At 40.5% G+C, this 25,369-nt stretch carries 26 protein-coding genes; 14 read left to right on the plus strand and 12 right to left on the minus strand.

Features of this window, described 5'->3' with window-relative positions; genetic code table 11:
* Positions 1-65: 65 nt before the first annotated feature.
* Positions 66-968, minus strand: coding sequence for a DUF2156 domain-containing protein (locus tag ACYPZI_RS04960; protein ID WP_459599219.1), 903 nt, complete (start codon positions 966-968; stop codon positions 66-68).
* 343 nt (positions 969-1,311) lie between these two features.
* On the opposite strand from ACYPZI_RS04960, the gene ACYPZI_RS04965 reads away from it, so the two are divergent.
* From ACYPZI_RS04965 to ACYPZI_RS05005, 9 genes are all read left to right on the plus strand, one after another.
* A complete protein-coding gene (locus tag ACYPZI_RS04965) occupies positions 1,312-1,866 on the plus strand; it encodes a 4Fe-4S dicluster domain-containing protein (RefSeq protein WP_459599221.1) in 555 nt (184 codons plus the stop codon).
* Between the two features lie 76 nt (positions 1,867-1,942).
* Positions 1,943-2,788: a CoB--CoM heterodisulfide reductase iron-sulfur subunit B family protein gene (locus ACYPZI_RS04970; protein WP_459599223.1), complete on the plus strand. Its 846-nt coding sequence runs from the start codon at positions 1,943-1,945 to the stop codon at positions 2,786-2,788.
* An 18-nt stretch (positions 2,789-2,806) separates the two neighbouring features.
* Positions 2,807-4,807 (plus strand): FAD-dependent oxidoreductase, encoded by a 2,001-nt coding sequence (locus ACYPZI_RS04975; RefSeq protein ID WP_459599225.1) that lies wholly within the window; start codon positions 2,807-2,809, stop codon positions 4,805-4,807.
* 85 nt (positions 4,808-4,892) lie between these two features.
* Positions 4,893-5,372: a hydrogenase iron-sulfur subunit gene (locus tag ACYPZI_RS04980; RefSeq protein WP_459599227.1), complete on the plus strand. Its 480-nt coding sequence runs from the start codon at positions 4,893-4,895 to the stop codon at positions 5,370-5,372.
* Positions 5,365-6,150 (plus strand): hypothetical protein, encoded by a 786-nt coding sequence (locus ACYPZI_RS04985; protein ID WP_459599229.1) that lies wholly within the window; start codon positions 5,365-5,367, stop codon positions 6,148-6,150. The genes ACYPZI_RS04980 and ACYPZI_RS04985 overlap by 8 nt, the downstream gene beginning before the upstream one ends.
* 3 nt (positions 6,151-6,153) lie before the next feature.
* A complete protein-coding gene (locus ACYPZI_RS04990; RefSeq protein ID WP_459599231.1) occupies positions 6,154-7,155 on the plus strand; it encodes a 4Fe-4S dicluster domain-containing protein in 1,002 nt (333 codons plus the stop codon).
* Positions 7,156-7,163: 8 nt separating this feature from the next.
* Complete coding sequence (locus ACYPZI_RS04995; RefSeq protein ID WP_459599233.1) at positions 7,164-8,261, plus strand: DUF4419 domain-containing protein; 1,098 nt, start codon at positions 7,164-7,166, stop codon at positions 8,259-8,261.
* 34 nt (positions 8,262-8,295) lie between these two features.
* A complete protein-coding gene (locus tag ACYPZI_RS05000) occupies positions 8,296-9,132 on the plus strand; it encodes an FAD/NAD(P)-binding protein (protein ID WP_459599235.1) in 837 nt (278 codons plus the stop codon).
* A 13-nt stretch (positions 9,133-9,145) separates the two neighbouring features.
* Positions 9,146-10,075 carry an alpha/beta hydrolase gene (locus tag ACYPZI_RS05005; protein WP_459599237.1) on the plus strand — a complete coding sequence of 310 codons (930 nt, stop codon included), beginning with the start codon at positions 9,146-9,148 and terminating at the stop codon, positions 10,073-10,075.
* 44 nt (positions 10,076-10,119) lie between these two features.
* Here ACYPZI_RS05005 and ACYPZI_RS05010 read toward each other — a convergent pair whose 3' ends face one another.
* From ACYPZI_RS05010 to rpsO, 5 genes are all read right to left on the minus strand, one after another.
* Entirely contained in the window at positions 10,120-10,851 is a 732-nt protein-coding gene (locus tag ACYPZI_RS05010) for a lysophospholipid acyltransferase family protein (protein ID WP_459599239.1), read from the minus strand.
* 222 nt (positions 10,852-11,073) lie between these two features.
* The gene (locus ACYPZI_RS05015; protein ID WP_459599241.1) at positions 11,074-11,583 is read right to left on the minus strand and encodes a class I SAM-dependent methyltransferase; all 510 of its coding nucleotides are present in this window, start codon (positions 11,581-11,583) and stop codon (positions 11,074-11,076) included.
* A 137-nt stretch (positions 11,584-11,720) separates the two neighbouring features.
* A complete protein-coding gene (locus ACYPZI_RS05020) occupies positions 11,721-12,077 on the minus strand; it encodes a DUF4377 domain-containing protein (protein WP_459599243.1) in 357 nt (118 codons plus the stop codon).
* A 504-nt stretch (positions 12,078-12,581) separates the two neighbouring features.
* Positions 12,582-12,746: a hypothetical protein gene (locus tag ACYPZI_RS05025; protein ID WP_459599245.1), complete on the minus strand. Its 165-nt coding sequence runs from the start codon at positions 12,744-12,746 to the stop codon at positions 12,582-12,584.
* Between the two features lie 149 nt (positions 12,747-12,895).
* Positions 12,896-13,165, minus strand: coding sequence for a 30S ribosomal protein S15 (gene rpsO, locus ACYPZI_RS05030; RefSeq protein ID WP_459599247.1), 270 nt, complete (start codon positions 13,163-13,165; stop codon positions 12,896-12,898).
* Between the two features lie 332 nt (positions 13,166-13,497).
* Between rpsO and thrC the strand changes: the two genes are divergently transcribed.
* Positions 13,498-14,796, plus strand: a complete 1,299-nt coding sequence (thrC, locus tag ACYPZI_RS05035) for a threonine synthase (RefSeq protein WP_459599249.1) — start codon at positions 13,498-13,500, stop codon at positions 14,794-14,796.
* A gap of 53 nt (positions 14,797-14,849) precedes the next feature.
* On the opposite strand, the gene ACYPZI_RS05040 is transcribed toward thrC, so the two are convergent.
* On the minus strand, positions 14,850-15,485 hold the full coding sequence (locus ACYPZI_RS05040) for a porin family protein (protein WP_459599251.1): 636 nt from the start codon (positions 15,483-15,485) through the stop codon (positions 14,850-14,852).
* A gap of 221 nt (positions 15,486-15,706) precedes the next feature.
* Here ACYPZI_RS05040 and ACYPZI_RS05045 point away from each other — a divergent pair, with 221 nt between their 5' ends.
* Positions 15,707-16,684 (plus strand): PhoH family protein, encoded by a 978-nt coding sequence (locus ACYPZI_RS05045; RefSeq protein WP_459599253.1) that lies wholly within the window; start codon positions 15,707-15,709, stop codon positions 16,682-16,684.
* Positions 16,685-16,887: 203 nt separating this feature from the next.
* Here ACYPZI_RS05045 and galE read toward each other — a convergent pair whose 3' ends face one another.
* Both galE and ACYPZI_RS05055 read right to left on the minus strand, forming a co-directional pair.
* Positions 16,888-17,922 (minus strand): UDP-glucose 4-epimerase GalE, encoded by a 1,035-nt coding sequence (galE, locus tag ACYPZI_RS05050; protein WP_459599255.1) that lies wholly within the window; start codon positions 17,920-17,922, stop codon positions 16,888-16,890.
* Positions 17,923-18,272: 350 nt separating this feature from the next.
* Complete coding sequence (locus ACYPZI_RS05055) at positions 18,273-18,563, minus strand: hypothetical protein (RefSeq protein WP_459599257.1); 291 nt, start codon at positions 18,561-18,563, stop codon at positions 18,273-18,275.
* A gap of 393 nt (positions 18,564-18,956) precedes the next feature.
* Between ACYPZI_RS05055 and uvrB the strand changes: the two genes are divergently transcribed.
* Positions 18,957-20,969 carry an excinuclease ABC subunit UvrB gene (uvrB, locus tag ACYPZI_RS05060; RefSeq protein WP_459599259.1) on the plus strand — a complete coding sequence of 671 codons (2,013 nt, stop codon included), beginning with the start codon at positions 18,957-18,959 and terminating at the stop codon, positions 20,967-20,969.
* Positions 20,970-21,001: 32 nt separating this feature from the next.
* Here the strand turns inward: uvrB and ACYPZI_RS05065 are convergent, their stop codons facing one another.
* Both ACYPZI_RS05065 and ACYPZI_RS05070 read right to left on the minus strand, forming a co-directional pair.
* Complete coding sequence (locus ACYPZI_RS05065) at positions 21,002-21,712, minus strand: hemerythrin domain-containing protein (RefSeq protein WP_459599261.1); 711 nt, start codon at positions 21,710-21,712, stop codon at positions 21,002-21,004.
* A gap of 19 nt (positions 21,713-21,731) precedes the next feature.
* Positions 21,732-22,337, minus strand: coding sequence for a response regulator transcription factor (locus tag ACYPZI_RS05070; protein ID WP_459599263.1), 606 nt, complete (start codon positions 22,335-22,337; stop codon positions 21,732-21,734).
* A gap of 141 nt (positions 22,338-22,478) precedes the next feature.
* On the opposite strand from ACYPZI_RS05070, the gene ACYPZI_RS05075 reads away from it, so the two are divergent.
* Together ACYPZI_RS05075 and ACYPZI_RS05080 are read left to right on the plus strand one after the other, a co-directional pair.
* Positions 22,479-23,813 carry a dihydroorotase gene (locus ACYPZI_RS05075; protein WP_459599265.1) on the plus strand — a complete coding sequence of 445 codons (1,335 nt, stop codon included), beginning with the start codon at positions 22,479-22,481 and terminating at the stop codon, positions 23,811-23,813.
* A 21-nt stretch (positions 23,814-23,834) separates the two neighbouring features.
* A complete protein-coding gene (locus tag ACYPZI_RS05080; protein ID WP_459599267.1) occupies positions 23,835-24,575 on the plus strand; it encodes a copper homeostasis protein CutC in 741 nt (246 codons plus the stop codon).
* Between the two features lie 464 nt (positions 24,576-25,039).
* Here ACYPZI_RS05080 and ACYPZI_RS05085 read toward each other — a convergent pair whose 3' ends face one another.
* A complete protein-coding gene (locus tag ACYPZI_RS05085; RefSeq protein WP_459599269.1) occupies positions 25,040-25,348 on the minus strand; it encodes a hypothetical protein in 309 nt (102 codons plus the stop codon).
* Positions 25,349-25,369: the final 21 nt, after the last annotated feature.

Genomic DNA, 25,369 nt, shown 5'->3' on the forward strand with positions numbered 1-25,369 from the left:
GTACTCAGATTTACTTAAAGGCCGGAGAGAAAACCCTGCAAAATACAGATAATGATAAAGGAATACTATAAGACCAGCGGAATCAAAATAGATTCTTCCAGTTGTATATCGGGATAATAAGACATCTTGGCTTTACGAAGGTTGCCCATACCCATATCTTCCTCCCGGTTAATATAGGTAAATCCGGAAGCTTCGTGTTCAATGAACTGTTGGTTGATCATCGTGTAAGCGCCGTTCATTTCGCCAAAGGCTTTTTCTACATGCACAACAAACGAATCGGCGGTCAGCGGCTCTCCGATGGAGAATGCGACGATCTTTCCATTCACTCTGATAGCTCCGCCCCGCAGTTGAAGACATTCGAAATTCTCAAGCATGATCTTTGTCGCTATATAATCATACCGTTGCGAAAAATCTATCTTCATAGCATTTACATTTTCCCATTCGTCAAGCATAGCCGCACATTCATCCCGTTCGGTTTTCGATGTCAGAGGGAAATAAACCCAGTCGGGATTATCTGCCTTAAAACGGTTGATATGATTGCGTTTGCTTTGTAACTTTTTACCTGACAGTTCTATTAGTTTCTCCGAGAAGTAGATGTATTCATCGTTATTTCTGTCCGGCAAGCGACGAAATCCTCCCGGTATTTCCCGTTGAATGACCTCCCACATCTTATTCGAAATACCCTTCATCTGAAATGGGATCCTATTTTCCCCGGCATCTTGCACTATCAGTTCAAAAGCATCACGTACAGGCATCTTACCAATAGGCATCATGTAATAAAGTTGCCCGTCCGATTCCTGAAAACGCAGAAAAATAGTACGATTAATAATAGCGAAAACAGTTTTAAATTTTGCATTCCACGCATATAGATTTGCAAAGCAAAAATCGCATGCACGGTATGTATTACCTTCAAAACAGGCATCAATCGCCTTTTTATCAGAAAGCGTAATTTGTTTAAAGTTGATCATAAAAAATAAGAAGGAGTTATTCCGCTTAACGTAACAAAGCTAATACAATTATTGCTTGATATCAACATCTCAAAAATGCCTGTTTTGATATTTTACACAAATATTAACCTAAAAGACAAATGTTTTTGGTAGATTTGTATATCAACTATACAACGAAGTCAAATCCTTACAAAGAATAACCTGACATGAAAATATCTGTTTAAAAACATAAAATAAATAATATCTATAAATCATTTATAGACTATATTTGCATCGTTTTTGCAATCTCCGGTTTACAATACAGCTATATTTAGACAAAAACTATCATTTACTATATTTTTCGGACTATCAAAAGATCAACCATATGTCATCAGAAAAGAAAGGCTACATATCCGAAATTAAATCCCATACCGATGTCAACGTAAACCGTTGCTACCAGTGCGGTAAATGCTCGGCCGGATGTGCCGTCAACGAGGAAATGGACTTTCCTCCGAGCGTTGTTATGCGGATGTTACAAACCAACGACGCAGAAAATTATGGTGAGATACTGCATTCCCAATCTATCTGGCTGTGCGTTTCGTGCCAAAACTGCCTGACACGCTGCCCTATGCAAATAGATATTCCGCAACTGATGGATTATCTTCGCGGACAAGCATTGGAAAAAGGTACCGTAAACAAGAAATCGAAAAAGATCATTTCGTTCCATAATTCATTCCTTGATTCCATTAAGCACACAGGACGGCTATATGAAATCGGGCTCGTAGCCGGATACAAGATGCGAACATTCGATCTGTTGCAGGATATGAATGTAGCTCCGGGCATGTTCGTGAGAGGTAAACTACCCTTGTTACCCGAAATGGTAAAAGACAAAAAACAAGTGTCTGCCATCTTTTCCAAAACAAAAAAGGAAAAGGAGTAAAGATCAACTAAAAATAAATTCAGGATCTCTAAAATATTAAATTTTGAAATCTTGAATCTTTGAAAAGATATAATTTATGGAAATAGGATTCTATCCGGGCTGTTCCCTCAAGGGAACTTCGTCAGAGTACGCCCAATCGACATTGGCCTTAGCAAAGGCTTTCGATATAAATCTGAAAGAGATTACAGATTGGAATTGTTGCGGCGCGACTGCCGCCCACAATATGAACCATGAACTAGCCATCGCGCTACCGGCACGGGTACTTGCCCTTGCGGAAAAAGAAGGTATGAGCGAAATTGTAGTTCCATGCGCCGCCTGTTACAACCGCCTGAGCGTTACGCAACATGAGCTGAATAAGGATAAAGGACTGAAAACGCGCGTTTCGGACATTCTCCGGATGCCCCTCTCGGGAAATATTGAAATATTGAACGTAATGCAGTTCATCGATAAGTATATTGCCGGCAAGATAGAAGAAAAAGTAACCAACCCTTTCAATCAGCAGGTAGTATGCTACTATGGATGTTTGTTGGTACGCCCTCACGAAATATTAAATTTCGACCGTCTGGAAGATCCGCAATCGATGGATACATTGATGACAAAAATAGGCGCTACCCCTATGGAATGGGGGTACAAAACCGAATGTTGCGGCGCCGGATTCTCTGTTTCACGTACCGATATTGTAGCGAAGCTATCCGGTAAGATCGTGAAAGATGCTATAGACAGGGAAGCCAAAGCGATTATTGTGGCATGCCCTATGTGCCAATCCAATCTGGACATGCGCCGTCCTCATATCAACAGCTATCTCAAAATGAAAACAGATATACCTGTCCTGTACATTACACAGGCCATTGGTCTTGCCGTAGGTATCAGCAGGGAAGAACTAGGACTCAAAAAACTTTTTGTTGCGCCTTCATTCGCTTAACTTTAAAGGAGAAATATTATGTCAAAAATAGGAGTATTTGTTTGCCACTGCGGAGAAAATATCGGCGCGACTGTCGATTGTGAAAAAGTGGCGGCAGAAGCATCGAAAATAACAGGCGTAGAGGTCAGCGTGGACTACAAATATATGTGTTCCGACCCGGGGCAGACAATTATTAAGGATGCTATCAAAGAAAAAGGATTGACAGGAGTGGTTGTGGCTGCCTGTTCACCGCGGATGCATGAGCCTACATTCCGGAAAGCATGCTCCGAAGCCGGGTTGAATCCGTATATGTGCGAAATGACAAATCTGCGCGAACACTGTTCGTGGGTTCACGAAAAAGGAGACGAAACCACAGAGAAAGCTATCGATCTTGTCCGTATGCTTGTTGAAAAGACAAAACTGAACAAGCCCCTCAATTCCATCAAAGTACCGATTTCGAAGAAAGCATTGGTAATAGGAGGCGGCATTGCCGGAATACAGGCTGCCCTCGATATAGCCAACGCAGGACATAAGGTTATCATGGTAGAGAAAGAACCGTCCATCGGGGGGCACATGTCCCAATTGTCGGAAACATTCCCTACGCTCGACTGTTCGCAGTGTATTCTTACCCCGCGTATGGTGGATGTAGCACAAAACCCGAATATCACACTATACACCTATGCTGAACTTGAAAAACTGGAAGGTTTTATAGGAAACTTCAAAGCAACTATCCGGCTAAAAGCGAAGAGTGTAGACCCAAAAACCTGTACAGGTTGCGGTGAATGTACGACCAAATGCCCAAGCAAAAAAATTCCCAGTGAGTTTAACGAAGGGCTGGGTACCCGTACAGCTATTTACACGCCATTTCCACAGGCAGTGCCAAATAAACCTGTTATAGACCGGAAAAATTGCCGGTATTACCTGACAGGCAAATGTAAGGTTTGCCAGAAGATATGCCCTACCGGAGCTATCGAATTCGATAAAGAAGATGAATTTATTACCGAAGATATAGGGGCTATTGTAACAGCTACCGGATTTAATGTCCTCAAGCCCGATTTCTTCCCCGAATATGGATATGGTAAATACAAGGATGTGATTACCGGACTTCAATTCGAGCGCCTTGCATCCGCCTCGGGCCCTACTTTGGGAGCAATACGCCGCCCTTCGGACGGAACAGAACCTAAGAAGGTGGTTTTCATAGCCTGTGCGGGCTCACGCGATCCTGCGAAGGGGCGTCCTTACTGTTCTAAGATATGCTGTATGTATACCGCGAAACATGCCATGCTTTATCAACACAAAGTGCATGACGGCGAATCTTATGTCTTCTATATGGACATCCGGGCAGGAGGTAAGAATTATGACGAATTTACACGAAGAGCAATAGAAGAGGATGGAGCTAATTACATTCGTGGACGTGTGGCTCGTGTGTATGAAAAGAACGGAAAACTGATTGTAAACGGAGTCGATACATTGCTTGGCGGGCGTCCGGTAGAAATAGAAGCCGATATGGTTGTACTTGCCAGCGCAGGTGTAGCCAATGAAGGCTCGGAAGAATTGGCTCAAAAGATGCATATATCGTATGACGCGTATAAATTTTTCGCCGAAGCGCATCCCAAGCTAAAACCTGTGGAAACCAATACGGCAGGGATTTATCTGTGCGGCGCTTGTCAGGCTCCGAAAGATATTCCTGAAACGGTCGGTATGGCATCAGGCGCAGCAGCTAAAGTGATCGGCTTGTTCTCGAATAATGAGTTGACCCGCGAACCGGTAGTGGCCGTAGTAAACCGTATCGCTTCGCACGATGTGTCTACCTGTGTGGGATGCTTCCTGTGCGAAACGGCTTGCCCTTATCAGGCCATCGAACACGAGGAAATAAAGAACAGAGCCGGAGAAGTAATCAAGACGGTTGCCCGGGTCAATCCGGGGCTGTGTCAGGGTTGTGGTACGTGTGTATCGTTCTGCCGTTCTAAGTCGATAGATATACAGGGATTTTCGAATGAACAGATGTATGCCGAAGTATTAGCAGTATTAGAAGAATAATCAATTTGAAAATCTGAAAATGAGTCGATTTGAAAATGATATAATTGGCTAATTTTCAAATTACCGAATTTCCAAATTAAAATATATGAACAACGAATTTGAACCTAAAATACTGGCTTTTGTCTGCAACTGGTGTACTTATGCAGGAGCCGACCTGACAGGAACAAGCCGTATCAAATACGCGTCGAATGTGAAGATCGTACGTTTCCCTTGTACAGGACGTATCGACTTTATGTTGCTGCTAAAGGCTTTTGCAAACGGCTCTGACGGGGTGATCGTTTCAGGATGCCATCCAAACGACTGCCACTATACATCGGGGAATTTCCATGCCCGTCGCAGATGGATGCTGTTTCGCAGCCTTCTCAATTTTCTGGGAATAGATGTCCGCAGGATACAATTCTCATGGGTTTCGGCTGCCGAAGGTGCTAAATGGGCTGACATTGTGAATACAACAGTCGCTAACATCCGCGAATTAGGCCCATATACAGAATATCATCGTGCTGCCGAATTTCTGGCAGGAAATGAAGAGCAGATAGCCAAAGAAATGGAGGTCAATAATGGATGAACTGAGAAATAAAGCCAAAGAATTACTGACAAATGGTGAGATCGGTCTTTTCATTGGTTACGAAGAAGGGACACGGATTCCACGGCCGTTGTTTGTATCGTCTCCCGAAGAAGCGGAGAAATTGGTATTCAATGACAAATGTACCGGAAACCTCGCTGTTTATCTTACCCGGAAAGACCTTGTGAGCGGAAAGAAAGTCGGTATTGCTGCATCCTATTATGCCCTGAAAAGTATTTGTCAGCTTTATGACGAAAATCAGATAAAAGAAGATTTGATAAAGATATTCGGGTTAATAGACAATACATTGAGGCCATTCGGTACAATAAATGAGATAAAAGAATACCTGAAAGAAGCGACTCCACCGGAAAAACAAACAGATGACGAACTAATGGCTCAGGTAGATGCCATGACAATGGAAGAGCGCTGGCAATTCTGGACGGACGAGCTATCCAAATGCTTCAAGTGCTATGCCTGCCGTGCCGCGTGCCCGATGTGCTATTGTACCAAATGTATAGTAGAAGTGAACCGTCCACAATGGATACAACCATGGGCCGCTACCGTAAGTAATATGGAATGGCAGATCAACCGTGTGATGCATATGGCAGGCCGCTGTTCCGACTGTGGCTCTTGTGGCGCCGCCTGTCCGTTGGGATTGCCGGTTCATATACTGACACACAAGATGGCCCGGCTCGTTAAAGAAAACTTCGGAGAAGCATCCGAAAAGGGCAATGTGCTTTCTACATTCAAGCCGGAAGATAAAGAAACTTTCATTTTGTAGACTATGGAAAAAAGATATATAAGCCATAAATCGTTAATGGACTGGTTGTCACAAATATTGCAGGATAACAAGCAGGTTTATGCCCCCGTTCCCAAAGGAGATAAAACGGATTTTAAACATATCAAGTCTGTGGACGAAATATCCATGAACCACATACAGACCACCCAGTCGGCTAAAGCGATAGCATTTCCACGTACGGAAAAACTGTTTTCCTATACCCGGCAAAAAGGTGATGTAACCTTACAGGATTACGATACGAGTGTGATCCCCGAAACAGTGGTATTCGGCATACATCCCTGCGATGCAGCCGGATTCAAACCTTTATCGGGAATCTTCAACTGGGATACGAAAGACCTGCCGTTTAACGAACGTATGAAGCATACTACTCTTATTGGAGTTAGCTGTACGCAATGTGACGAATACTGCTTTTGCACATCAGTAAACGGAAGTCCGGGAAACATCGCCGGAAGTGATATATTACTTACTCCAATAAAAAAAGAAGGCTATCTGGTCGAAATTGTAACAGAAAAGGGCTCTGCCCTGGTTGAAAAATACAGCAACCTTTTTGAAGCGGCTCCGGAAGTGAATAAAGAAGATTTCCTTGCCGATGTACCGGTGCGTTTCAGTTTGGACGATTTGCAGGGCAAAATATCCGGTATGTTTGAAAGCGAAGTCTGGAAAAAACAGTCGGAACGTTGTTTGGGTTGCGGCGCATGCGCGTTCGTATGCCCTACTTGCGCCTGTTTCGATATTCAGGAAGAATCAAAAGGTAGTACGGGCAGCAGGCTGCGTTGTTGGGATGCCTGTGGCTTTTCTTTGTTTACGGTACATGCTTCCGGTCACAATCCACGCGAAACGCAAAGCCAGCGATGGAGACAACGTTTGTTACACAAATTCTCCTATATGCCCGAACGCCTCGATGTAAGGGGCTGTACAGGCTGTGGACGATGCTCACGGGCATGTCCTGTGGATATGAATATATGTGAGCACCTGGAGGCAATTTGAGAATAGTTATGAAAAAATTATTATGCAGTCTCTTTGTTATTATATGCTCTTTTGGCATAATTGCACAAAATGACAATACATATGAAATTGAAAAATTGACTAAGCCAAATCGTGCAATACCGACTGTATCGGCAGATCAACTATATAAAAAATTTGAGCAGAATCTGATTAAAATCTCAATCACTGACGATCTGGTACTGAATGATGCTCATCCCGTATTGGGCGGTTTTCTGAAAGCATACAAAGAACATCGTCCGGTAACTATCAGTCCGGACATTATGTGGTTGCTGATCTGTCAGGGGTTTGGGCAGCATGTAAATAATAATGCCGAAAAACTTCGGAAAAATTTTGTAAATTTTCAGGGACAAAAGGAATTGGAAATTGTTCGTGAAGTATCTCCTGACACAGATCTCGCTACCTTTCCATGGGATGGCATATTTCCTGAATTCGTTGATAAAATAACAGAATATACAGGTAAGGAATTAACTGAAACCCTTTCAGCTGCTTATACAACAACTACTACATCGTCACTCATTGCCTCTCAAATTACAATTATGGAATCCATGAAAAAGTACTTTAAATATAAAGTAATCATGATGGGATGCGGTATTCCATCGATCACAATAGAAGGTACCGTTGAGGATTGGGAAAAAATACAGACAAAACTGGATTTTCTCTCTCAATATGATCTGAAATGGTGGACGTCGAAATTAAAACCAATAATACAGAAAATAATAAATACTAAAAAAGGAAAATTCGATAAGAACTTCTGGATGGATATGGTTCGTTATCATAGAGAAGGTGTTTATGGCTCATATACCGATATAGACGGATGGCTACTCAAATTCTATCCTTATTACAACGATGGTGAAAGAGCTAACCTTAAGAAAATAGACAACATAGAAAAACTTCCGTTGGAAATAGTAAGAGTACCATTCGTTTTCTGCATCGACCTTCCTAATGGGAGCAGATCGAAGTCATACAGGATGGAGTTTTGGTCCGGGTTTATGGGATTGCGTCAAGATAACGAGACATACAATTTGAAACCTGAAATAGGGTGGGCTATTAACTTTCTGCAAGAAAATAAGGAATCCGTCCGGAAATAAAATTAGAATAAGCAAATAATTAAATTTTCAGATAATGAACGATAACATATACTTACCTTATCTGGTAACGATAGAAAAAATTACGCAGGAAGCGCCCGGAGTAAAAACTTTCCGTCTGAAATTCAAAGATGAAGAAGCAGCCCGGAATTTCAGTTTCAAAGCCGGACAATTCGGGGAATATTCCGCATTCGGAGAAGGTGAAAGCACGTTTTGTATAGCCTCCTCCCCTACACGCAAAGGATACATAGAGTGTACATTCCGTGATACAGGAAAGGTGACATCTGCCTTAGCTAAACTCGAAGAAGGTCAGACAATGGGCTTCCGCGGGCCTTTCGGCAATACTTTCCCCATGGATGAATGGAAAGGTAAGAACCTGTTGTTCATCGCCGGAGGGATTGCATTACCACCCATGCGCTGTGTGATATGGAATGCACTGGACACACGTGAGAATTTCAAGGATATAAGTATATTATACGGAGCCAAATCGGTAGCCGATCTTGTTTATAAGCATGAACTCAAAGAATGGGAAGAAAGACCTGATGTACGTCTGGTTACTACCGTAGACCCGGGGGGTGAAACTCCGGATTGGAAAGGAGAGATAGGCTTTGTTCCTTCTGTATTGGAGAAAATGCATCCTTCACCGGAAAACACAATTGCCATTGTGTGCGGGCCTCCTGTGATGATTAAATTTACATTCCCTGTGTTGGATAAACTGGGCTTTACTCCCGAAAATATCTACACCACGCTCGAGAATCGTATGAAATGCGGCGTGGGAAAATGCGGGCGGTGCAATGTGGGTAAAATGTATGTCTGTAAGGATGGTCCCGTCTTTTCCCGTGTAGAGTTGGAAGCTTTGCCGGCAGAATACTAAAACATAGAACGAAATGAAAAGAATAATATTATTAATATTCCTGAGCACATTATTGTACTCGTGCAAAACTTATAAAATCCAGGAAAAATGGGTATTTATAGAATCCAAATATGATGCGAAGAAATTCTATTCTTATATCGAACGGTCTGATTTAGAAGATCAGGATAAATCAACGATAAAAAGAGTCGTTGATAACTTGATTAATACAGATAATGTTGAGATATACAAAAATGAAGATGTGTCGGTTAACAGGAAGTATATTCAAATCAACGATAGCATCAAACTTGAGTATTTCGAATTTCAGCCAAAAATATATTCTAAATCAGGACTGTTTTTTATCGGCAATGGCTCCAATGTTTTGAGCACTTACAAAGAACTGGAAAAGCTGGCTATCGAAACCAAATCAAAAATTTATGTATTGAATTATCGGGGATATGGTAAAAGCGAGGGAACCCCTTCTTTTAAAACTGTTTTTGAAGACAATAATTCTTTTTTAAAGTTCATCGAAAGCACAAACGAGAACATCGATTTTGTTATCGGATATTCTCTTGGGAGTATTTCGGCAACATACTTAGCGGTAGACAATGCGATCGATAATTTAATCTTACTGGCTCCCCTCTCTAATGCGGATGAAATGCTTAGCTATATAAAAACTCAACAAATGAAAGGCCTTAAATCTGTCGCAAAACCTCTTATTAAAATAACAGCGGAAGATTATTTACTAAAACTATCCAATACTGAAAAAATCAGTTCGTATCATGGCCGTTTGATAGTTTCTCATGCTATTGACGATAAGGCCCTTCCATTTAAAATGGGTAAAGGATTATTCGATGCTTGCCCTTCATTGCAAAAAGAACTGATTAAAATTGAGAAAGGTGGACATGGAGCGCCTTTTAAAGATTCCTATTGGAAACAGATAATATCTGATTTAAACAACATCTGAAACAGATCACAGGATAAGAAGAAGCGAAATCACAATAAGTAACTTTACTTATACTTCTCCCATAAGCCTGAGTACACTATCTCACGGCAACGGTCTATAAATTCCGGCATATTGTCTTCTGTCAGGTCGGCTGTTGATATAGGTTCGTGTACAATGAGTTCTAATTTACAGGGATTGATGAGGTATGTATTTATTTTCATCAGGTCGAACGGGCCGTTTACGGTAAGAGGAACGATCTCCAGATTCATTTCCTTAGCTATTACAAAAGCGCCCCTCTTAAATCGCCCCATTTTTCCGCTATATGTTCTGGCTCCTTCGGGAAATATAACCATTGAAGAGCCTTTATCCAACTGCGCTTCAGTCTTGGCTATCGTATCTTTCATCGATTTCAGGTTTTTCTGATCGACAAATACATGCCCTGCTATTTCGGAAGCCTTACCCACAAAAGGAATTTTACGCAATTCTTGTTTTTGTACCCATTTAATATTCTGGTTCAAATAACCATAGATTAGAAATATATCGAAAGCTCCCTGATGATTGGGGATGAAAACATATGATTTATCAGGATCGAGAGCGCCCTTCCGTATTACTTTTATCCGGCATAAAGCTAACCGGCAGGCCAGCTTTGACCAATAAAGAGGAGGGTAGTATCCCCAAAATTTGCGATTTCCCAACAAACAGCCTATCATCACAGTAACAGCAGTAATAATAGTGGCTAAAATAAAGACAGGAGCGAATATAAATAATTGATATAAGAAAAGGAGTATCTTTTTCATGTCTACGCTATGTGATATTCGGTTTATAAATACAAATTTATAAAAATACCATCATATGAAAAGCTTCCCCGAATTAAAAAGTTGGTTCCTCAGGGCACGAAATCACCTATTATGTAATAAAACAAAAACGATTAGAGGATCAATCCCTAACCGTTTTTGACGAAAAAGTTTATTTTTGATGCGGCCTAGCCTACACTGCCGCTTTAAAAACATTAAGATCAATTATGATTTCAGTTCCACTCTTATAATATCATCTTCAATTCTAATTGTAGAATTGGTATACCCCTTGTCCGAAATCATAGTCTTTAATTGCTCAACAGTCGGATAATCATTTGTTCCATTAAAGTTTCGGGCATCATCTATTAAAATTATATGTTCAATATTTGATTGCAAAATTGTTTTTAATTCCTGTATTACGGGACTTTCTTTATCACCTTTGGCTGTAACGCCACCAGAGTAATGGCCATCCAGCCAGAATAAAGCTTTTTGATTCAACTCCTTAACCAGCGATTCTAAGACAACGCCACTATCTCCTTGAATTACTTCTATATGCTTATATTTGTTTAGTCTTTTCTGACATTGCTTAAACAGTTCTTTGCTTAACTCAATTGTATAAATCTTTTTAAATAATTTTTTCTGGGCATAAACCATATCGCCTAAATGAGTGCCTGTTTCGATCAATATATCGACATTATACTTTTTTTGATATGATTTTATTGCTAACTGCTTCACAATATGTGGAGTTGGAAGGGGGCGGCCATTCTTTTCCCAATCCTTTAACGGCTTTTTATATTAACAGTCTCTTAATGGTTCAGGAATAATAGCTAGTAATTGCTTCAATCTACTCATATTTTTAATTAATTAATATATTAAAGTGAATCGCTCATATTCTTTTGCGATAGAATCTTGATAAGAGAATAAGAATAGCGACTTCCATCTGCCGGCGGATTATCAATCGTTGTCCGCTTGAGCCTTAATACATACTCAAAACCTTTTGTATACTCAAAGCCTTCTATGGATTCCGGATGTAAATAATCAATTATGCTTCCATCCTGATCTTTCAAAACAATATGTTCAATATTAACAGAACTCGGGACAACCGGACGCATAACCGTTCCGGACGGAATTATCACATCCATTATTTTTTCAGTATTCGAATCCGAACAACTACTAAGAACAAACGAAACAATGAAACAGCATACAGTAATAACAAATGATTTTTTCATTCCCTTGATAAATTAGCTAAGACAAATATACATCCTAAATTTTATTTTACAACAAAAAATTTAGGCAAACTCTGAGGGTGTGTGTCAAAAGTAAAATTACACTATCAAAATATTACTTTCTTTTGTCATTCTGAGTGTAACGAAGAATCTTGACCTTCAAAAAAAGACCCTTCACTCCGTTCAGGATGACAACCAACGGTCACAGGAGCGTAGCGTATGTAAATAGAAAATGAAATTTACTTTTGACACACCCTCTCATACATAGCATCCTCGGCCTCAAGAGAATCATACAATACCCTGTAGCACAAGTGCCATACAGGTGCATTTGCGCCATATGTTTCCCTTCTTTACATTGGTCTATTATTTCAGGCTCGATACCGGTCATTCGTTATTTGTTATCTCTTTTCCATAGTACATGACAAAAAATATTTTATATACATTTAAAAGGCTTATTATGTTGCCCTTACAGGGCGCAGTTCCTTCGGTTGTCATCTCACCGGGGAGTTACCCCGGGCTGGGATATATCAGGCTTTCAGCCTGTTTCTTTCCTTGATGCCCTGAAGGGGCTACATAATATAGCCCAATGGCAACGCCTTGGGTGGGAAAACGAAATCCCCTGAAACCGCGCCCTGTAAGGGCAATATAAGATTTTGCAATATTTTTTGTCATGTACTATGTCTCTTTTCATATATTAGTACGTGTAAAAAAAAGGAGTGTTACACAAAGTGAAAGTTAATAAGAAAAAATAGATGTAGTAGATATAAAATAAAAAAAAGCGACTGTATATATACAATCGCTTTTCAATTTCTTGCAGAAGATTACTTTCTGATTCCTAGTTCTTTGATTATCGCACGGTATCTTTCGATATCGTTTGCAGTTAGATAATCCAGTAAACGACGACGTTTACCTACCAGACGTTTCAATGATCTTTCTGTGTTATAGTCCTTCTTATTTAACTTCAAGTGTTCAGTTAAATGCGAAATACGGTACGAAAACAATGCTATCTGAGCCTCAGGTGAGCCAGTATCAGTGTTAGACTTTCCGTATTTAGCGAAGAGTTCTTGCTTTTTAGCTGAATCTAAATACATAAGTAATTATTTATAATTGTTCAAAATGAGGTGCAAAGATAAGACTTATTTTTTGACAGACAAATAATTAAGGCTGAAAATTTCCCCTTTTTAGTATAACTGTTCAAATGAGATCAAAGAAGATATAATAAATAGATTTTTAGTGTCGGATCCACTATTCCCGACAAATAGTGTAGTCATTAATTGCCTATTTTGTTTCAAATTGTTACTTTCGCCTTCTCGATTAATTCAAATTGATATGAAAACGAGCATGAATAGAAATTCACCAAAGCTTATGATAATTTTGTCCATGCGAGTTTCCATACATCCTTTAAAATCAAAATTATTATCATATGAAATATTACAGTACAAACGGACAAGCACCCTATGTTACTTTGCAAGAAGCTGTTGTTAAGGGATTAGCGCCGGATAAAGGGCTTTTTATGCCCGAAACAATAAAGCTTTTGCCCGCCTCTTTCTGCGAAAACATAGGAAGCCTGTCTTTTCAGGAAATTGCCTATACCATTGCTCATGCTTTTTTCGGAGACGATATAGAAAAGGATACATTGAAAGAAATAGTATATGACACCCTGAATTTCGACACCCCTGTTGTTCATGTAACGGATAATATATATAGCCTGGAACTGTTTCACGGGCCTACTTTAGCTTTCAAGGATGTAGGCGCACGCTTTATGGCACGGTTACTCGGATATTTCATCCGGAAGCAAGGACAAAAAGATGTGAAAGTTTTAGTTGCCACCTCAGGAGATACGGGAAGTGCCGTAGCAAACGGATTTCTGGGGGTAGACGGGATACATGTTTATGTCCTCTATCCGAAAGGGAAAGTCAGCCGGATACAGGAATCCCAGTTTACAACGCTGGGACAGAATATTACAGCAATAGAAGTAGACGGAACTTTCGACGATTGCCAAGCTTTGGTAAAGGCCGCTTTCCTTGACAAAGAACTCAATTCTAAACTGAATCTGACATCGGCCAATTCTATTAATGTTGCGCGTTTCCTCCCCCAGGCTTTCTATTATTTTTATGCATACGCCCAATTGGCAAAGCAAGGAAGAGCAAATAATGTAGTATTTTCTGTACCTAGCGGTAACTTTGGAAATATAACTGCCGGACTGATCGCAAAACGCATGGGCTTACCTATCAGGCGTTTTATTGCGGCAAACAACAGCAACGATATTTTCTATGAATATCTGCAAACGGGAGAATATAACCCTCGCCCTTCGGTGCAAACGATAGCTAATGCCATGGATGTGGGTGATCCCAGTAATTTTGTACGAATACTGGATCTATACAACAAGTCGTTGAGCAAGATAAAAAAAGATATTTCGGGAGAATGGTATAAGGATGAAAGTATTAAAGAAACTGTAAAAAAGACTTATACCGAAACAGGTTATTTGCTCGATCCTCACGGAGCATGCGGTTATCAGGCATTAAAAGATAGACTACAATCCGACGAAACAGGCATATTTTTAGAAACGGCTCATCCGGCTAAGTTTCTCGAAGTAGTGGAAGGTATAGTAAATGAAAAAGTGCCTGTACCTGAGAAATTACAAGAATTTATGAAGGGAGAGAAACAAAGTATTTTTTTAGGAAAAGATTTTGACGGGTTTAAAGAATATCTATTAAGCTAAAAAATAAAGCCCGGCTATACAACCGGGCTTCTTTTATGTCTAATGTTCTATTATTAAAATTTATATCCTAATGTTAGGTAAGCGTTCATATTCTTGCCGTTAGGATCCGATATTCCAGTCAGCTGTTGAACTAAAGTCTTATTAGTCACATCAACAATATTCATAAGACCTAAATCATACCCTAAGCCAACACAAATCTTGTTAAACTCAGCTCCGACCCCAAAACCTAAACCAAAATCAAATCTATTATATTTAAAGCCTAACACATCCTCTAAATCTTTATTGAATGCATCAACACTTACAGCTCCTCCCTTATATTTTCCATCAACAGCAAACCCAACATATGGCCCTGCGCGAAATACTATTTTAGTATTATCAGCAACTAATAACTTATAACCTAAATGTATAGGTAACTTCAGATATGATAAATTAATTTTTGAATCACCTTCCTTTGTTCCTTGTAATGAATAATCCAAACCTGTTAATAAATACAGATCAGGGGATAATCCGTAATCAAGAGTGACTCCTACATTAAAACCTATTTTCGCATCACCTCCTAGATCTCCACTAAAGTTTGAAAGATTTACTCCGGCTTTTACTCCAAATGTAAGGGGTTTGTCTTGAGCGTAAGTGTTAATACCGATTAATAGTGCAATAGCGACTAAACATGTTTTGAAAATCGTCTTCATAAAAATAATCATTATTTTGTTGTTAAAAATTTGGTTAATCCGGCTGCAAATATAACCCTTTTTTTAATTTTCGCCCCAAAAGTTAAATTAAAAGATCTATAATTAATTCGCTCTATTTTATGCAGAACAAAGAATATATCGATTATCTTTACACGCCATTACCATTACCAAACACCCGACAATAATTAAAACATATGGTACATAGTTAATTATTCAACTGAATGATAGAACAAATAATTATTTTAGAACACATCGACCCTGTCGTATTTTTCGGGATAAACAATTCAAATATTCAATTACTTAAAACACTTTTTCCAAGAGTGCGAATAGTAGCGCGTGGCAATGCCATTAAAGCTATCGGTAATGCCGAGGATATACCTCTGTTCGAGGAAAAGATAAGAGAGCTCGAACAATTCTCTGCCGACCGCAATAAACTTACATCGGAAGATATTATAGATATTGTGAAAGGGAAATTACCGAATGTAGTGAAACAGGATAACCTTATCATATATGGCATCAACGGAAAGCCTATTTTCGCACGTACTCCCAACCAGCAGAAATTTGTAGATAGTTTTTACGAAAACGATATGGTGTTCGGCATTGGCCCGGCCGGATCGGGTAAAACCTATACAGCAATTGCTCTTGCGGTGAAAGCGTTAAAGAATAAGGAGATAAAAAAGATTATCCTGAGCCGCCCTGCCGTAGAAGCAGGCGAAAAGCTTGGATTTTTGCCCGGAGACATGAAAGATAAAATCGACCCGTATTTGCAGCCTTTATATGACGCGTTAGAAGACATGATTGCTCCGGCTAAACTGAAAGATTATATCGAGAATAAGACTATCCAGATAGCTCCCCTTGCCTTTATGCGCGGACGAACTCTCAGTGATGCCGTCATAATACTTGATGAAGCTCAGAATACGAGTGTACATCAGATAAAAATGTTTCTGACACGCTTGGGGATGAATGCAAAAATGATCATTACGGGAGATATTACACAAATAGATCTACCCCCTTCGCAACTGTCGGGACTGAAGCACGCATTGCGCGTACTGAAAGGTGTAAAAGGAATAGGGCATATTGAATTCGACAAGGCCGATATTGTTCGTCATAAGCTGGTACAACGAATTGTAGAAGCTTACGAGAAAGAAGATAAAAGGGTGAAAAAATTGGAGGTACCCAAAAAGTTAACTGAAAACTAAAGGGGATGTGTCAAAAGTAAAATTACACTATCAAAGTGTTATCCTCTTTGCCATCCTGAGTGCAACGAAGGATCTCATTCCTCAGGAAAAGAGATGTTTCACTCCGTTCAACATGACAACCAACGGTCACAGGAGCGTAGCGTATGTAAATAGATAGTAAAAAATACTTTTGACACACCCTCTTTCTTATACATATAGTAGAATTACATAATTCCTTTTTCACGAAGCTTCAATTGCCATTTCCATGCGGAAGCCATTGTATCTTCGATATTTTCTTTTGCTGTCCAGCCCAACACTGTATTAGCGTGTTTTGGTTCGGCCCAAATCTTTTCAATATCACCTTCGCGGCGACCTACAATTTTATAATTCAGTTTCGTCCCCGATACTTTCTCAAAGACTTTGATCAGTTCAAGTACCGATACTCCTCGCCCTGTTCCAAGATTAAATATTTCAACCTTGTCCTGCGATTTTTCTCCAAGCATACGATCGATGGCTATTACATGAGCTTTTGCCAGATCTACTACATTGATAAAGTCACGGATACATGAGCCGTCAGGCGTATTGTAATCGTCGCCGAATATACTCAATTGCTGACGGATACCCATAGCCGTCTGTGTGATATAAGGCACCAGATTTTGAGGAACACCATTCGGCAGTTCTCCGATCTCTGCTGTAGGATGAGCTCCCACAGGATTGAAGTAACGAAGAATAATACTTTTGACAGGTGCACCCGAACGTACAACATCACGTATAATTTCTTCATTAATTTGCTTTGTGTTTCCGTATGGAGACTCTGCCGGCTTAATCGGAGCACTCTCATCTATCGGATTCTTATCCGGCTCGCCATAAACAGTACATGACGAAGAGAACACGATATTCTTGACGCCGAATTCAGGCATTAAGTCAAGCAGATTAATCAGAGAGTTTAAGTTGTTCCGGTAGTAAAGTAAAGGTTTTTGAACAGACTCTCCTACAGCCTTACTTGCCGCAAAGTGAATAATCCCCTTGATATCGGGATGAGCAGCAAATAATTTTTTCAGTCCGCCAAAATCATTACAGTCCAATCTTTCGAAAACCGGACGAATACCCGTGATACGTTCGATTCCGTCAATAGAGTCAGTTGTAGAATTTGATAAGTTATCGATAATAACTACGGAATATCCGGCATTTTGCAGCTCTACTACAGTGTGAGAACCAATGTAACCGGCGCCTCCCGTTACTAGTATTTTCCCTTTCATTTTTAAGTGATTTTAGATTAGGTAGCAAAGATACAAAATCAAGCTAAAAGCATGACTTAAATATATATATATCTTATAAATAATGTTAACCAGCAGTTGAATTAATAATCACAGGAACGAAGTGTATGTAATTAATTGTTCGGTTATTTTCATCTGCGCGCAATCACAGATTGCTTGCGTTCCTTTTGCCCAAAGCCGCAAAAGGAACCAAAAACGCTTTTGCGCCCCCGCTTCAACGTCCGACCCATAACGGACTTAAAGGCTAAACAAAAAAACTCGCTCCGAGTTTTGTATAATACGAATCATTTGATAAGCTCAAACACGTTTTTGTTTTTAACGCCTTCTTCGTCCTATGGGTGCCCCGTACTTGAAGCTAACGGCACAGCTGACGCACGACAAGGCAGCCGCTTGTCGTGCGTCAGCTTCCCGCGCATAAGTTCCGCAGGCGGGGCACCCACACGGTGCAGGCGGCGTAAAAAGGGACGGGGCGATAGCCCATTTGTCCCTTTTAGCCGGCAAACCGGTTGTGGGTCGCCGAGGGACGAAGCGCTAGCCTTTTGCTTACTTTTGGGCAATGCCAAAAGTAAGGACAAGCCCGATAGGGCGCGGCAGTAATGAGCATATGTTGAGAATATAAGCAATCTGTGATTGCGCGCAGAAGAAAATAACCGAACGTTTTTACACTACAGCAATAACTGTAACTGCTTATTGGCATTAATAAAGTCAATATATAAAGAAAGTGAGGGTATGTCAAAAGTAAAACAATACTATCAAAGTATTACCCTCTCTGTCATCCTGAGTGCAACGAAGGATCTCATTCCTCCGAACACGAGATGTTTCACTCCGTTCAGGATGACAACCAACGGTCACAGGAGCGTAGCGTATGTAAATAGAAAATGAAATTTACTTTTGACACACCCTCTCATACAACAACTGTATTTCAAGGTTTGCCCTGATTGGCTCCTATATCTATTTGCATCCTCCGTTTAATTCGGCTATCTTTACGTTTCATACCTCTATACCGGAAGATAGCAATGGATTTCAAATTAATTTCAAATTATAAACCCACAGGAGACCAGCCTGCTGCGATAGCAGCCATATCCGAAGGTGTCTTACAGCATGTGCCTTCTCAGACACTATTGGGTGTAACAGGTTCGGGCAAGACATTTACTGTAGCAAACGTCATTCGGAATGTAGAAAAACCGACTCTGGTGCTAAGCCATAATAAAACACTGGCAGCTCAATTGTACAGCGAGTTCAAAACCTTTTTCCCGGATAATGCTGTCGAATATTTTGTTTCGTATTACGACTACTATCAGCCGGAAGCTTATCTTCCGTCAACAAATACCTACATAGAGAAAGACTTATCGATTAACGATGAAATAGAGAAATTACGTCTTGCAACCACTACTTCTCTTTTATCAGGCCGCCGCGATGTTATTGTCGTATGTTCTGTTTCCTGCCTGTACGGTATGGGAAATCCCGAAGATTTCGAAAGTTCTACGATCAGTATCCATGTAGGACAAAAAATCGTCCGTGACGTATTTCTACGATCTTTGGTAAGCGCTTTATATTCGCGCAATGAAGTTGATCCCAAAGCTGGAAATTTCAGGGTAAAGGGTGACACAGTAGACGTATTCCTTGCATATGGCGACCCCATTGTACGGATTGTATTCTGGGGTGATGAGATAGAAAGCATTGAATGTCTTGATCCTCTATCAGGTGTAAAAATCGATCAATACGATGATTTTAGAATATATCCGGCTAATTTGTTCGTTACCACGAAAGAACGTATGGTGAGAGCCGTCGCGGAAATAGAAATAGACTTGGGACGCCAGGTCGATTTTTTTCAGTCGATAGGTAAACCCTTAGAAGCAAAAAGGCTCTATGAACGCGTAACCTACGATCTGGAAATGATTCGTGAGATAGGTTATTGTTCGGGAATAGAAAATTATTCACGTTATTTCGACAATCGTAAGCCGGGTACCCGCCCTTTCTGTCTACTCGATTTCTTCCCCGATGATTTCTTATTGGTAATAGACGAGAGCCATGTAACTATTCCGCAGATACGTGCCATGTATGGAGGAGACCATTCCCGCAAAGAAAATCTGGTGGAATATGGATTCCGGTTACCGGCTGCATTGGATAACCGCCCGTTGAAGTTCGAAGAATTCGAATCTTTAGTCCCTCAAACGATTTATGTAAGTGCAACTCCGGCCGATTATGAGCTTATTAAATCGGAAGGTGTTGTTGTAGAGCAATTGGTTCGTCCGACAGGGCTGCTGGACCCTCCTATCGATGTACGTCCAAGCCTGAATCAGATAGACGATTTGATGGAGGAAATACAAATGCGTGTCGAAAAGAACGAACGTACCCTTGTAACGACTCTTACCAAACGGATGGCAGAAGAACTTACAGCCTACCTTTCGAACAATGGGATAAGTTGCAGCTATATACACTCCGATGTAGATACTTTAGACCGTGTGCAGATCATGGACGACCTGCGAACCGGTGAATTCGACGTATTAGTCGGTGTAAACCTACTCCGGGAAGGGCTCGACTTACCGGAAGTTTCACTGGTTGCCATTCTCGATGCCGATAAGGAGGGATTCTTAAGGTCGCATCGTTCCCTGACACAAACAGTAGGCCGTGCAGCCCGGAATGTTAACGGAAGAGTGATTTTCTATGCTGATAAAATTACTGAAAGTATGGAAAAGACAATTAATGAAACAAATCGCCGCCGGGAAATCCAAATGGCTTATAACGAGAAACATGGGATAACACCACAGCAAATACAGAAAGCTCTTACATCAGTATTCAGCCAACGTAAAGAAGCCCCTATCCAAACGAAGGCTTATACTCAGGAAACAACTTTAGCCATCGCTTCCGAAGATAAAATAGAGTATATGAATAAAGAAGATTTGAAAAAAGCAATCGGGAAAGCTAAAAAACAAATGGCTGCCGCCGCTAAAAAGCTCGAGTTTTTGGAAGCTGCCCAATACCGCGATCAAATGATACGGTTGGAAGATGAATTAAAAAGCAGATAACCCCGATTTGTCCCTTTTTAACGAATAATCTGTCAGTCCGGATTTTTCTTTACCCTTTCTTCTATTTCTCTGACACGTGGGATTACCAGGCTGTCTTCAATAAAAGTATGGGCTTCCAGTTCCTCCTCCGACATATATAGTTCTGTCAGAATATTCACCATCAGCATTTGGTCTGTCGTTCCCGGCACATATTTAAGCAATATCTGCTTCAGGTCGTTCATTTTACCCTCAATATCGTTATGCCTTTCTTCAAATATATTAATGGAGTATTTTTTATCGGCGACAGCATCCATCAGAGAATAGATATACGGAAATACAACCTCGTCCTCGTATTTCATATGATCCGATACTTCGTGAGTATAATTATCGAAGAATTTAAGTACCATATCCCTGAGGCCCTCTTCAGAGGACGCAAAAACCATTTCCAGCTTGCGCCGGATATTGGGCAGCCTTTTTTCCAGAAAATAACTATGGGAACTTCGCAGATACTGCAAAAACGGAGTTAAGGGCAGTGTAGCAAAGACCTCGTCTATATTAGTAACACATTTATTCGATTGATAATTGGCAAGGAACAGGAAACAATCAGTATCGAATCCACTTTCCTTACAAACAGTATCAATACTTTTCTCTCCAAAACCTAAAGAAATATTCAATCGGTTAAGAAGCAAGAGCAAACGGTAGTCGGCATCGATCAAGTCCGACATTTTCATCGATTTCTTATATATAATAGTTACGCTTGGCATGATAAGTAAACGTTAAGATTTATTCATCCTGGTATTTGATTTCCGATATATCCACCAATTTATTGATAATTGCGTATATAGTCAGTCCCGATATGCTGTGAACTTTCAGTTTTCGTGTTATATTTCTGCGATGCGTTATTGCCGTATGGATAGAGATATTGTGATATTCGGCAATCTCTTTATTACTCATCCCTTTTACAACACTAATAAGGATCTCCTTTTCGCGGTCACTCAATTCTTCCTGATCGCCCGACGAGTCCTGATCCTTGTTCAGGCAGTTAAGCAAAGTATTTTCTATCTTAGACTCAGAATCATTGATTCTGATAATAGCATCATACGAACGGTAAAATTGCTCGTCAATCAGATTGTAAACCAAGGCAATTATCGCTGTTTGCTTTCCCAAATTCAGCTGCTGCCTTATATCCTGCCGGGTATGCCCCAACAACATAGGATTGATAAGGACTGCGTCCGGCTGAAGTATATCAATCTGATAACTAATATTTTCCATCTCCCTCAGTTCTACAACCTTCCCTACACTAGACAACTGCGAGAGAACATAAACCAGACCCTTACGAATGATGTACGATGTTTCAGCTACCGCCAATACTTTTTTCGTATTCGACATTTTTTAATGATATTTCTTATATAGAATCATTCTTTATAAATGCAAATGTCGTGATAAATTACATGATATACAAATGTTCATTATCATATATTTGATACGACAACAAACTCTTTTTCTTACCTTTGTACAAAACAACTGATTATGATACTTATCCATAAGGCAACAATTATTAATGAGGGAATATCCTTTGTCGGATCGGTTCTGATAAAAAATGATTGTATTTCCGAAATATATCAGGGCGAAGTTCCATCTGAAATCCTAAACAGATCAACTGTAATAGACGCAAAAGGCATGTGGTTGCTACCCGGAGTGATAGATGACCAGGTGCACTTCCGTGAACCGGGACTTACCCACAAAGGAGATATTTCGAGCGAAAGCCGTGCCGCAATTGCCGGAGGGGTAACTTCGTTCATGGAAATGCCCAATACGAAGCCTCAAACAACTACAATAGATCTGCTGGAACAAAAATTCGAACTAGGAGCAGAAAAAGCTTATGCCAATTACTCTTTTTACATGGGAGCGACCAACGACAATATTGCCGAACTAAAGAAGGTAAATTCGAAAGAAGTATGCGGTGTAAAGGTATTTATGGGCTCATCTACCGGTAATATGCTGGTAGACGATAAAAAGGTATTGCAGGCAATTTTTGCCGAAGTGGGTATGCTGATTGCAACCCACTGCGAAAAAGAGGAGATTATACGGGAAAATATAGCTAAATATAAGGCCGAATTTGGAGAGGACGTGCCTATTCAATATCATCCGCTCATAAGAAGCGCGGAAGCTTGTTACAGGTCTTCTGCTGAAGCCGTAGAACTAGCGGACAAATACCAAACCAGATTGCATATTCTGCACCTTTCCACCGAGAAAGAAATTAGCTTATTCGATATAAAGCCTCTCTCGGAAAAGAAAATAACAGGTGAAGTTTGCGTACATCACCTTTGGTTTTCGGACGAGGATTATTCTAAATACGGAACTCGCATTAAATGGAATCCCTCGGTGAAAACGAGTCAGGACAGAGATGCGTTGATGCTGGGACTACTAAAAGACAAATTGGACGTAATAGCTACAGATCATGCTCCGCATCTATTGGATGAAAAACAAGGGGGAGCGCTGAAAGCCGCGTCAGGAGGGCCACTCGTTCAACACTCACTGCAAATGATGTTGGAACTGGCTAAAAATGGTAAAATAACAAAAGAGCAAGTAGTTAATAAAATGTGCCATGCTCCGGCCACCATGTTCAAAATACATAAGCGCGGCTATATACGAAAAGATTATTTCGCTGATCTGGTATTGGTAAATCCGAACAAACCATACACGATCAACCAAAGCAACATCCTGTATAAATGCAAATGGTCTCCACTTGAAGGTGAAACATTATCAACCACCATCGAAAAAACCTTTCTGAACGGAAAGTTAGCCTTCGATAATGGTATTCTGAACGATATAAAAGGAAAAAGACTGCTATTTGACCGATAATTACACGATAATAAACTATAAATGAAACAAATAACTCTTGAAGCATGTGCAAATTCACCTCAATCGGCCATAGAAGCTCAGAAAGGAGGTGCTATAAGAGTCGAATTGTGCGATAATTTAGGGGAAGGAGGTACTACCCCGGCATTATCTCAGGTAGAAATGACAAGGCAAAATATTGATATACAGCTAAATACAATAATAAGGCCACGAGGAGGGGACTTCCTGTACAGCAATATAGAGTTTGAAACAATGAAACAAGACGTTCATCATTGTGGAAAAGCAAAATGTGATGGAGTTGTATTCGGCATATTGAAAAGTGACGGTTCCATCGATAAAAAAAGAAATTCAGAACTTGTTGATATAGCCCGTCAATACGGAATGAGTATCACTTTCCACCGGGCTTTCGACAGGGCAAACGATCTATTTCAAGCACTTGAAGATATTATAGAATCAGGATGTGATCGCATACTTACATCGGGAGGCATGCAAACTGCTCCAGAAGGAGCTACCGTTATAAAAAATTTGATTAAGCAAGCCAATGGACGTATTTCAATAATGCCGGGTGGCGGTATCACCGAGAATAATATTTATGAACTGGTAAAAGCTACGGGACTAAAAGAGTTCCACGGATCGTTCCGAAGCAAATATAAAGGAAACATGAAATACCGGTCTCCTTTTTTCAACAACGAAGAAGAATACTCTATATTGCAAACAGATGCCGGGAAGGTAAAAAAAGCAATAGAAAATGCCAATAAAATTTAATTCACTTACCAATAACTTTAATCTTTAACTAGACAGTAAAAGTTATTAATTAATGCAAATCAGCAGTTGAATATTATTTATTTTTTACTCCGTCATTGCGAACCTGCAAGGTGAAGCAATCCATTAACAGTATTTATTAAAGCATTTAGTTTTCCGGATTGCTTCGCTACACTGAGTTTCGCTCGCAAAGACGAAACTATTATTAATGCGAATCAGTAGTTGAATTAATAATCACAGGAACGAAGTGTATGTAATTAATTGTTCGGTTATTTTCATCCTTTTCTTCTGCGCGCAATCACAGATTGCTTGCGTTCCTTTTGCCCAAAGCCGCAAAAGGAACCAAAAACGCTTTTGCGCCCCGCTTCAACGTCCGACCCATAACGGACTTAAAGGCTAAACAAAAAAACTCGCTACGGGTTTTGTAGTATACGAATCATTAGATAAGCTCAAACACGTTTTTGTTTTTAACGCCTTCTTCGTCCTATGGGTGCCCCGTACTTGAAGCTAACGGCGCGGCTGACGCACGACAAGGCAGCCGCTTGTCGTGCGTCAGCCTCCCGCGCATTCGTTCCGCAGACGGGGTAACCCACACGGAGCAGGCGGCGTAGAAAGGGACGGGGCGATAGCCCGTTCGTCCCTTTCAGCCGGCAAACCGCTTGTGGGTCGCCGAGGGACGAAGCGCTAGCTTTTTGCTTACTTTTGGGCAATGCCAAAAGTAAGGGCAAGCCCGGCAGGGCGCGGCAGTGATGAGCATATGTTGAGAATATAAGCAATCTGTGATTGCGCGCAGAAGA

It is taken from the genome of Dysgonomonas reticulitermitis, assembly GCF_054601275.1.

Excerpts from the sequence above, each read along its gene's own strand:
- ACYPZI_RS04960 (WP_459599219.1), bottom strand. The coding sequence starts at position 968 with ATGATCAACTTTAAACAAATTACGCTTTCTGATAAAAAGGCGATTGAT.
- ACYPZI_RS04965 (WP_459599221.1), top strand. The coding sequence starts at position 1,312 with ATGTCATCAGAAAAGAAAGGCTACATATCCGAAATTAAATCCCATACC.
- ACYPZI_RS04970 (WP_459599223.1), top strand. The coding sequence starts at position 1,943 with ATGGAAATAGGATTCTATCCGGGCTGTTCCCTCAAGGGAACTTCGTCA.
- ACYPZI_RS04975 (WP_459599225.1), top strand. The coding sequence starts at position 2,807 with ATGTCAAAAATAGGAGTATTTGTTTGCCACTGCGGAGAAAATATCGGC.
- ACYPZI_RS04980 (WP_459599227.1), top strand. The coding sequence starts at position 4,893 with ATGAACAACGAATTTGAACCTAAAATACTGGCTTTTGTCTGCAACTGG.
- ACYPZI_RS04985 (WP_459599229.1), top strand. The coding sequence starts at position 5,365 with ATGGATGAACTGAGAAATAAAGCCAAAGAATTACTGACAAATGGTGAG.
- ACYPZI_RS04990 (WP_459599231.1), top strand. The coding sequence starts at position 6,154 with ATGGAAAAAAGATATATAAGCCATAAATCGTTAATGGACTGGTTGTCA.
- ACYPZI_RS04995 (WP_459599233.1), top strand. The coding sequence starts at position 7,164 with ATGAAAAAATTATTATGCAGTCTCTTTGTTATTATATGCTCTTTTGGC.
- ACYPZI_RS05000 (WP_459599235.1), top strand. The coding sequence starts at position 8,296 with ATGAACGATAACATATACTTACCTTATCTGGTAACGATAGAAAAAATT.
- ACYPZI_RS05005 (WP_459599237.1), top strand. The coding sequence starts at position 9,146 with ATGAAAAGAATAATATTATTAATATTCCTGAGCACATTATTGTACTCG.
- ACYPZI_RS05010 (WP_459599239.1), bottom strand. The coding sequence starts at position 10,851 with ATGAAAAAGATACTCCTTTTCTTATATCAATTATTTATATTCGCTCCT.
- ACYPZI_RS05020 (WP_459599243.1), bottom strand. The coding sequence starts at position 12,077 with ATGAAAAAATCATTTGTTATTACTGTATGCTGTTTCATTGTTTCGTTT.
- ACYPZI_RS05025 (WP_459599245.1), bottom strand. The coding sequence starts at position 12,746 with ATGACAAAAAATATTGCAAAATCTTATATTGCCCTTACAGGGCGCGGT.
- rpsO (WP_459599247.1), bottom strand. The coding sequence starts at position 13,165 with ATGTATTTAGATTCAGCTAAAAAGCAAGAACTCTTCGCTAAATACGGA.
- thrC (WP_459599249.1), top strand. The coding sequence starts at position 13,498 with ATGAAATATTACAGTACAAACGGACAAGCACCCTATGTTACTTTGCAA.
- ACYPZI_RS05040 (WP_459599251.1), bottom strand. The coding sequence starts at position 15,485 with ATGAAGACGATTTTCAAAACATGTTTAGTCGCTATTGCACTATTAATC.
- ACYPZI_RS05045 (WP_459599253.1), top strand. The coding sequence starts at position 15,707 with ATGATAGAACAAATAATTATTTTAGAACACATCGACCCTGTCGTATTT.
- galE (WP_459599255.1), bottom strand. The coding sequence starts at position 17,922 with ATGAAAGGGAAAATACTAGTAACGGGAGGCGCCGGTTACATTGGTTCT.
- uvrB (WP_459599259.1), top strand. The coding sequence starts at position 18,957 with ATGGATTTCAAATTAATTTCAAATTATAAACCCACAGGAGACCAGCCT.
- ACYPZI_RS05065 (WP_459599261.1), bottom strand. The coding sequence starts at position 21,712 with ATGCCAAGCGTAACTATTATATATAAGAAATCGATGAAAATGTCGGAC.
- ACYPZI_RS05070 (WP_459599263.1), bottom strand. The coding sequence starts at position 22,337 with ATGTCGAATACGAAAAAAGTATTGGCGGTAGCTGAAACATCGTACATC.
- ACYPZI_RS05075 (WP_459599265.1), top strand. The coding sequence starts at position 22,479 with ATGATACTTATCCATAAGGCAACAATTATTAATGAGGGAATATCCTTT.
- ACYPZI_RS05080 (WP_459599267.1), top strand. The coding sequence starts at position 23,835 with ATGAAACAAATAACTCTTGAAGCATGTGCAAATTCACCTCAATCGGCC.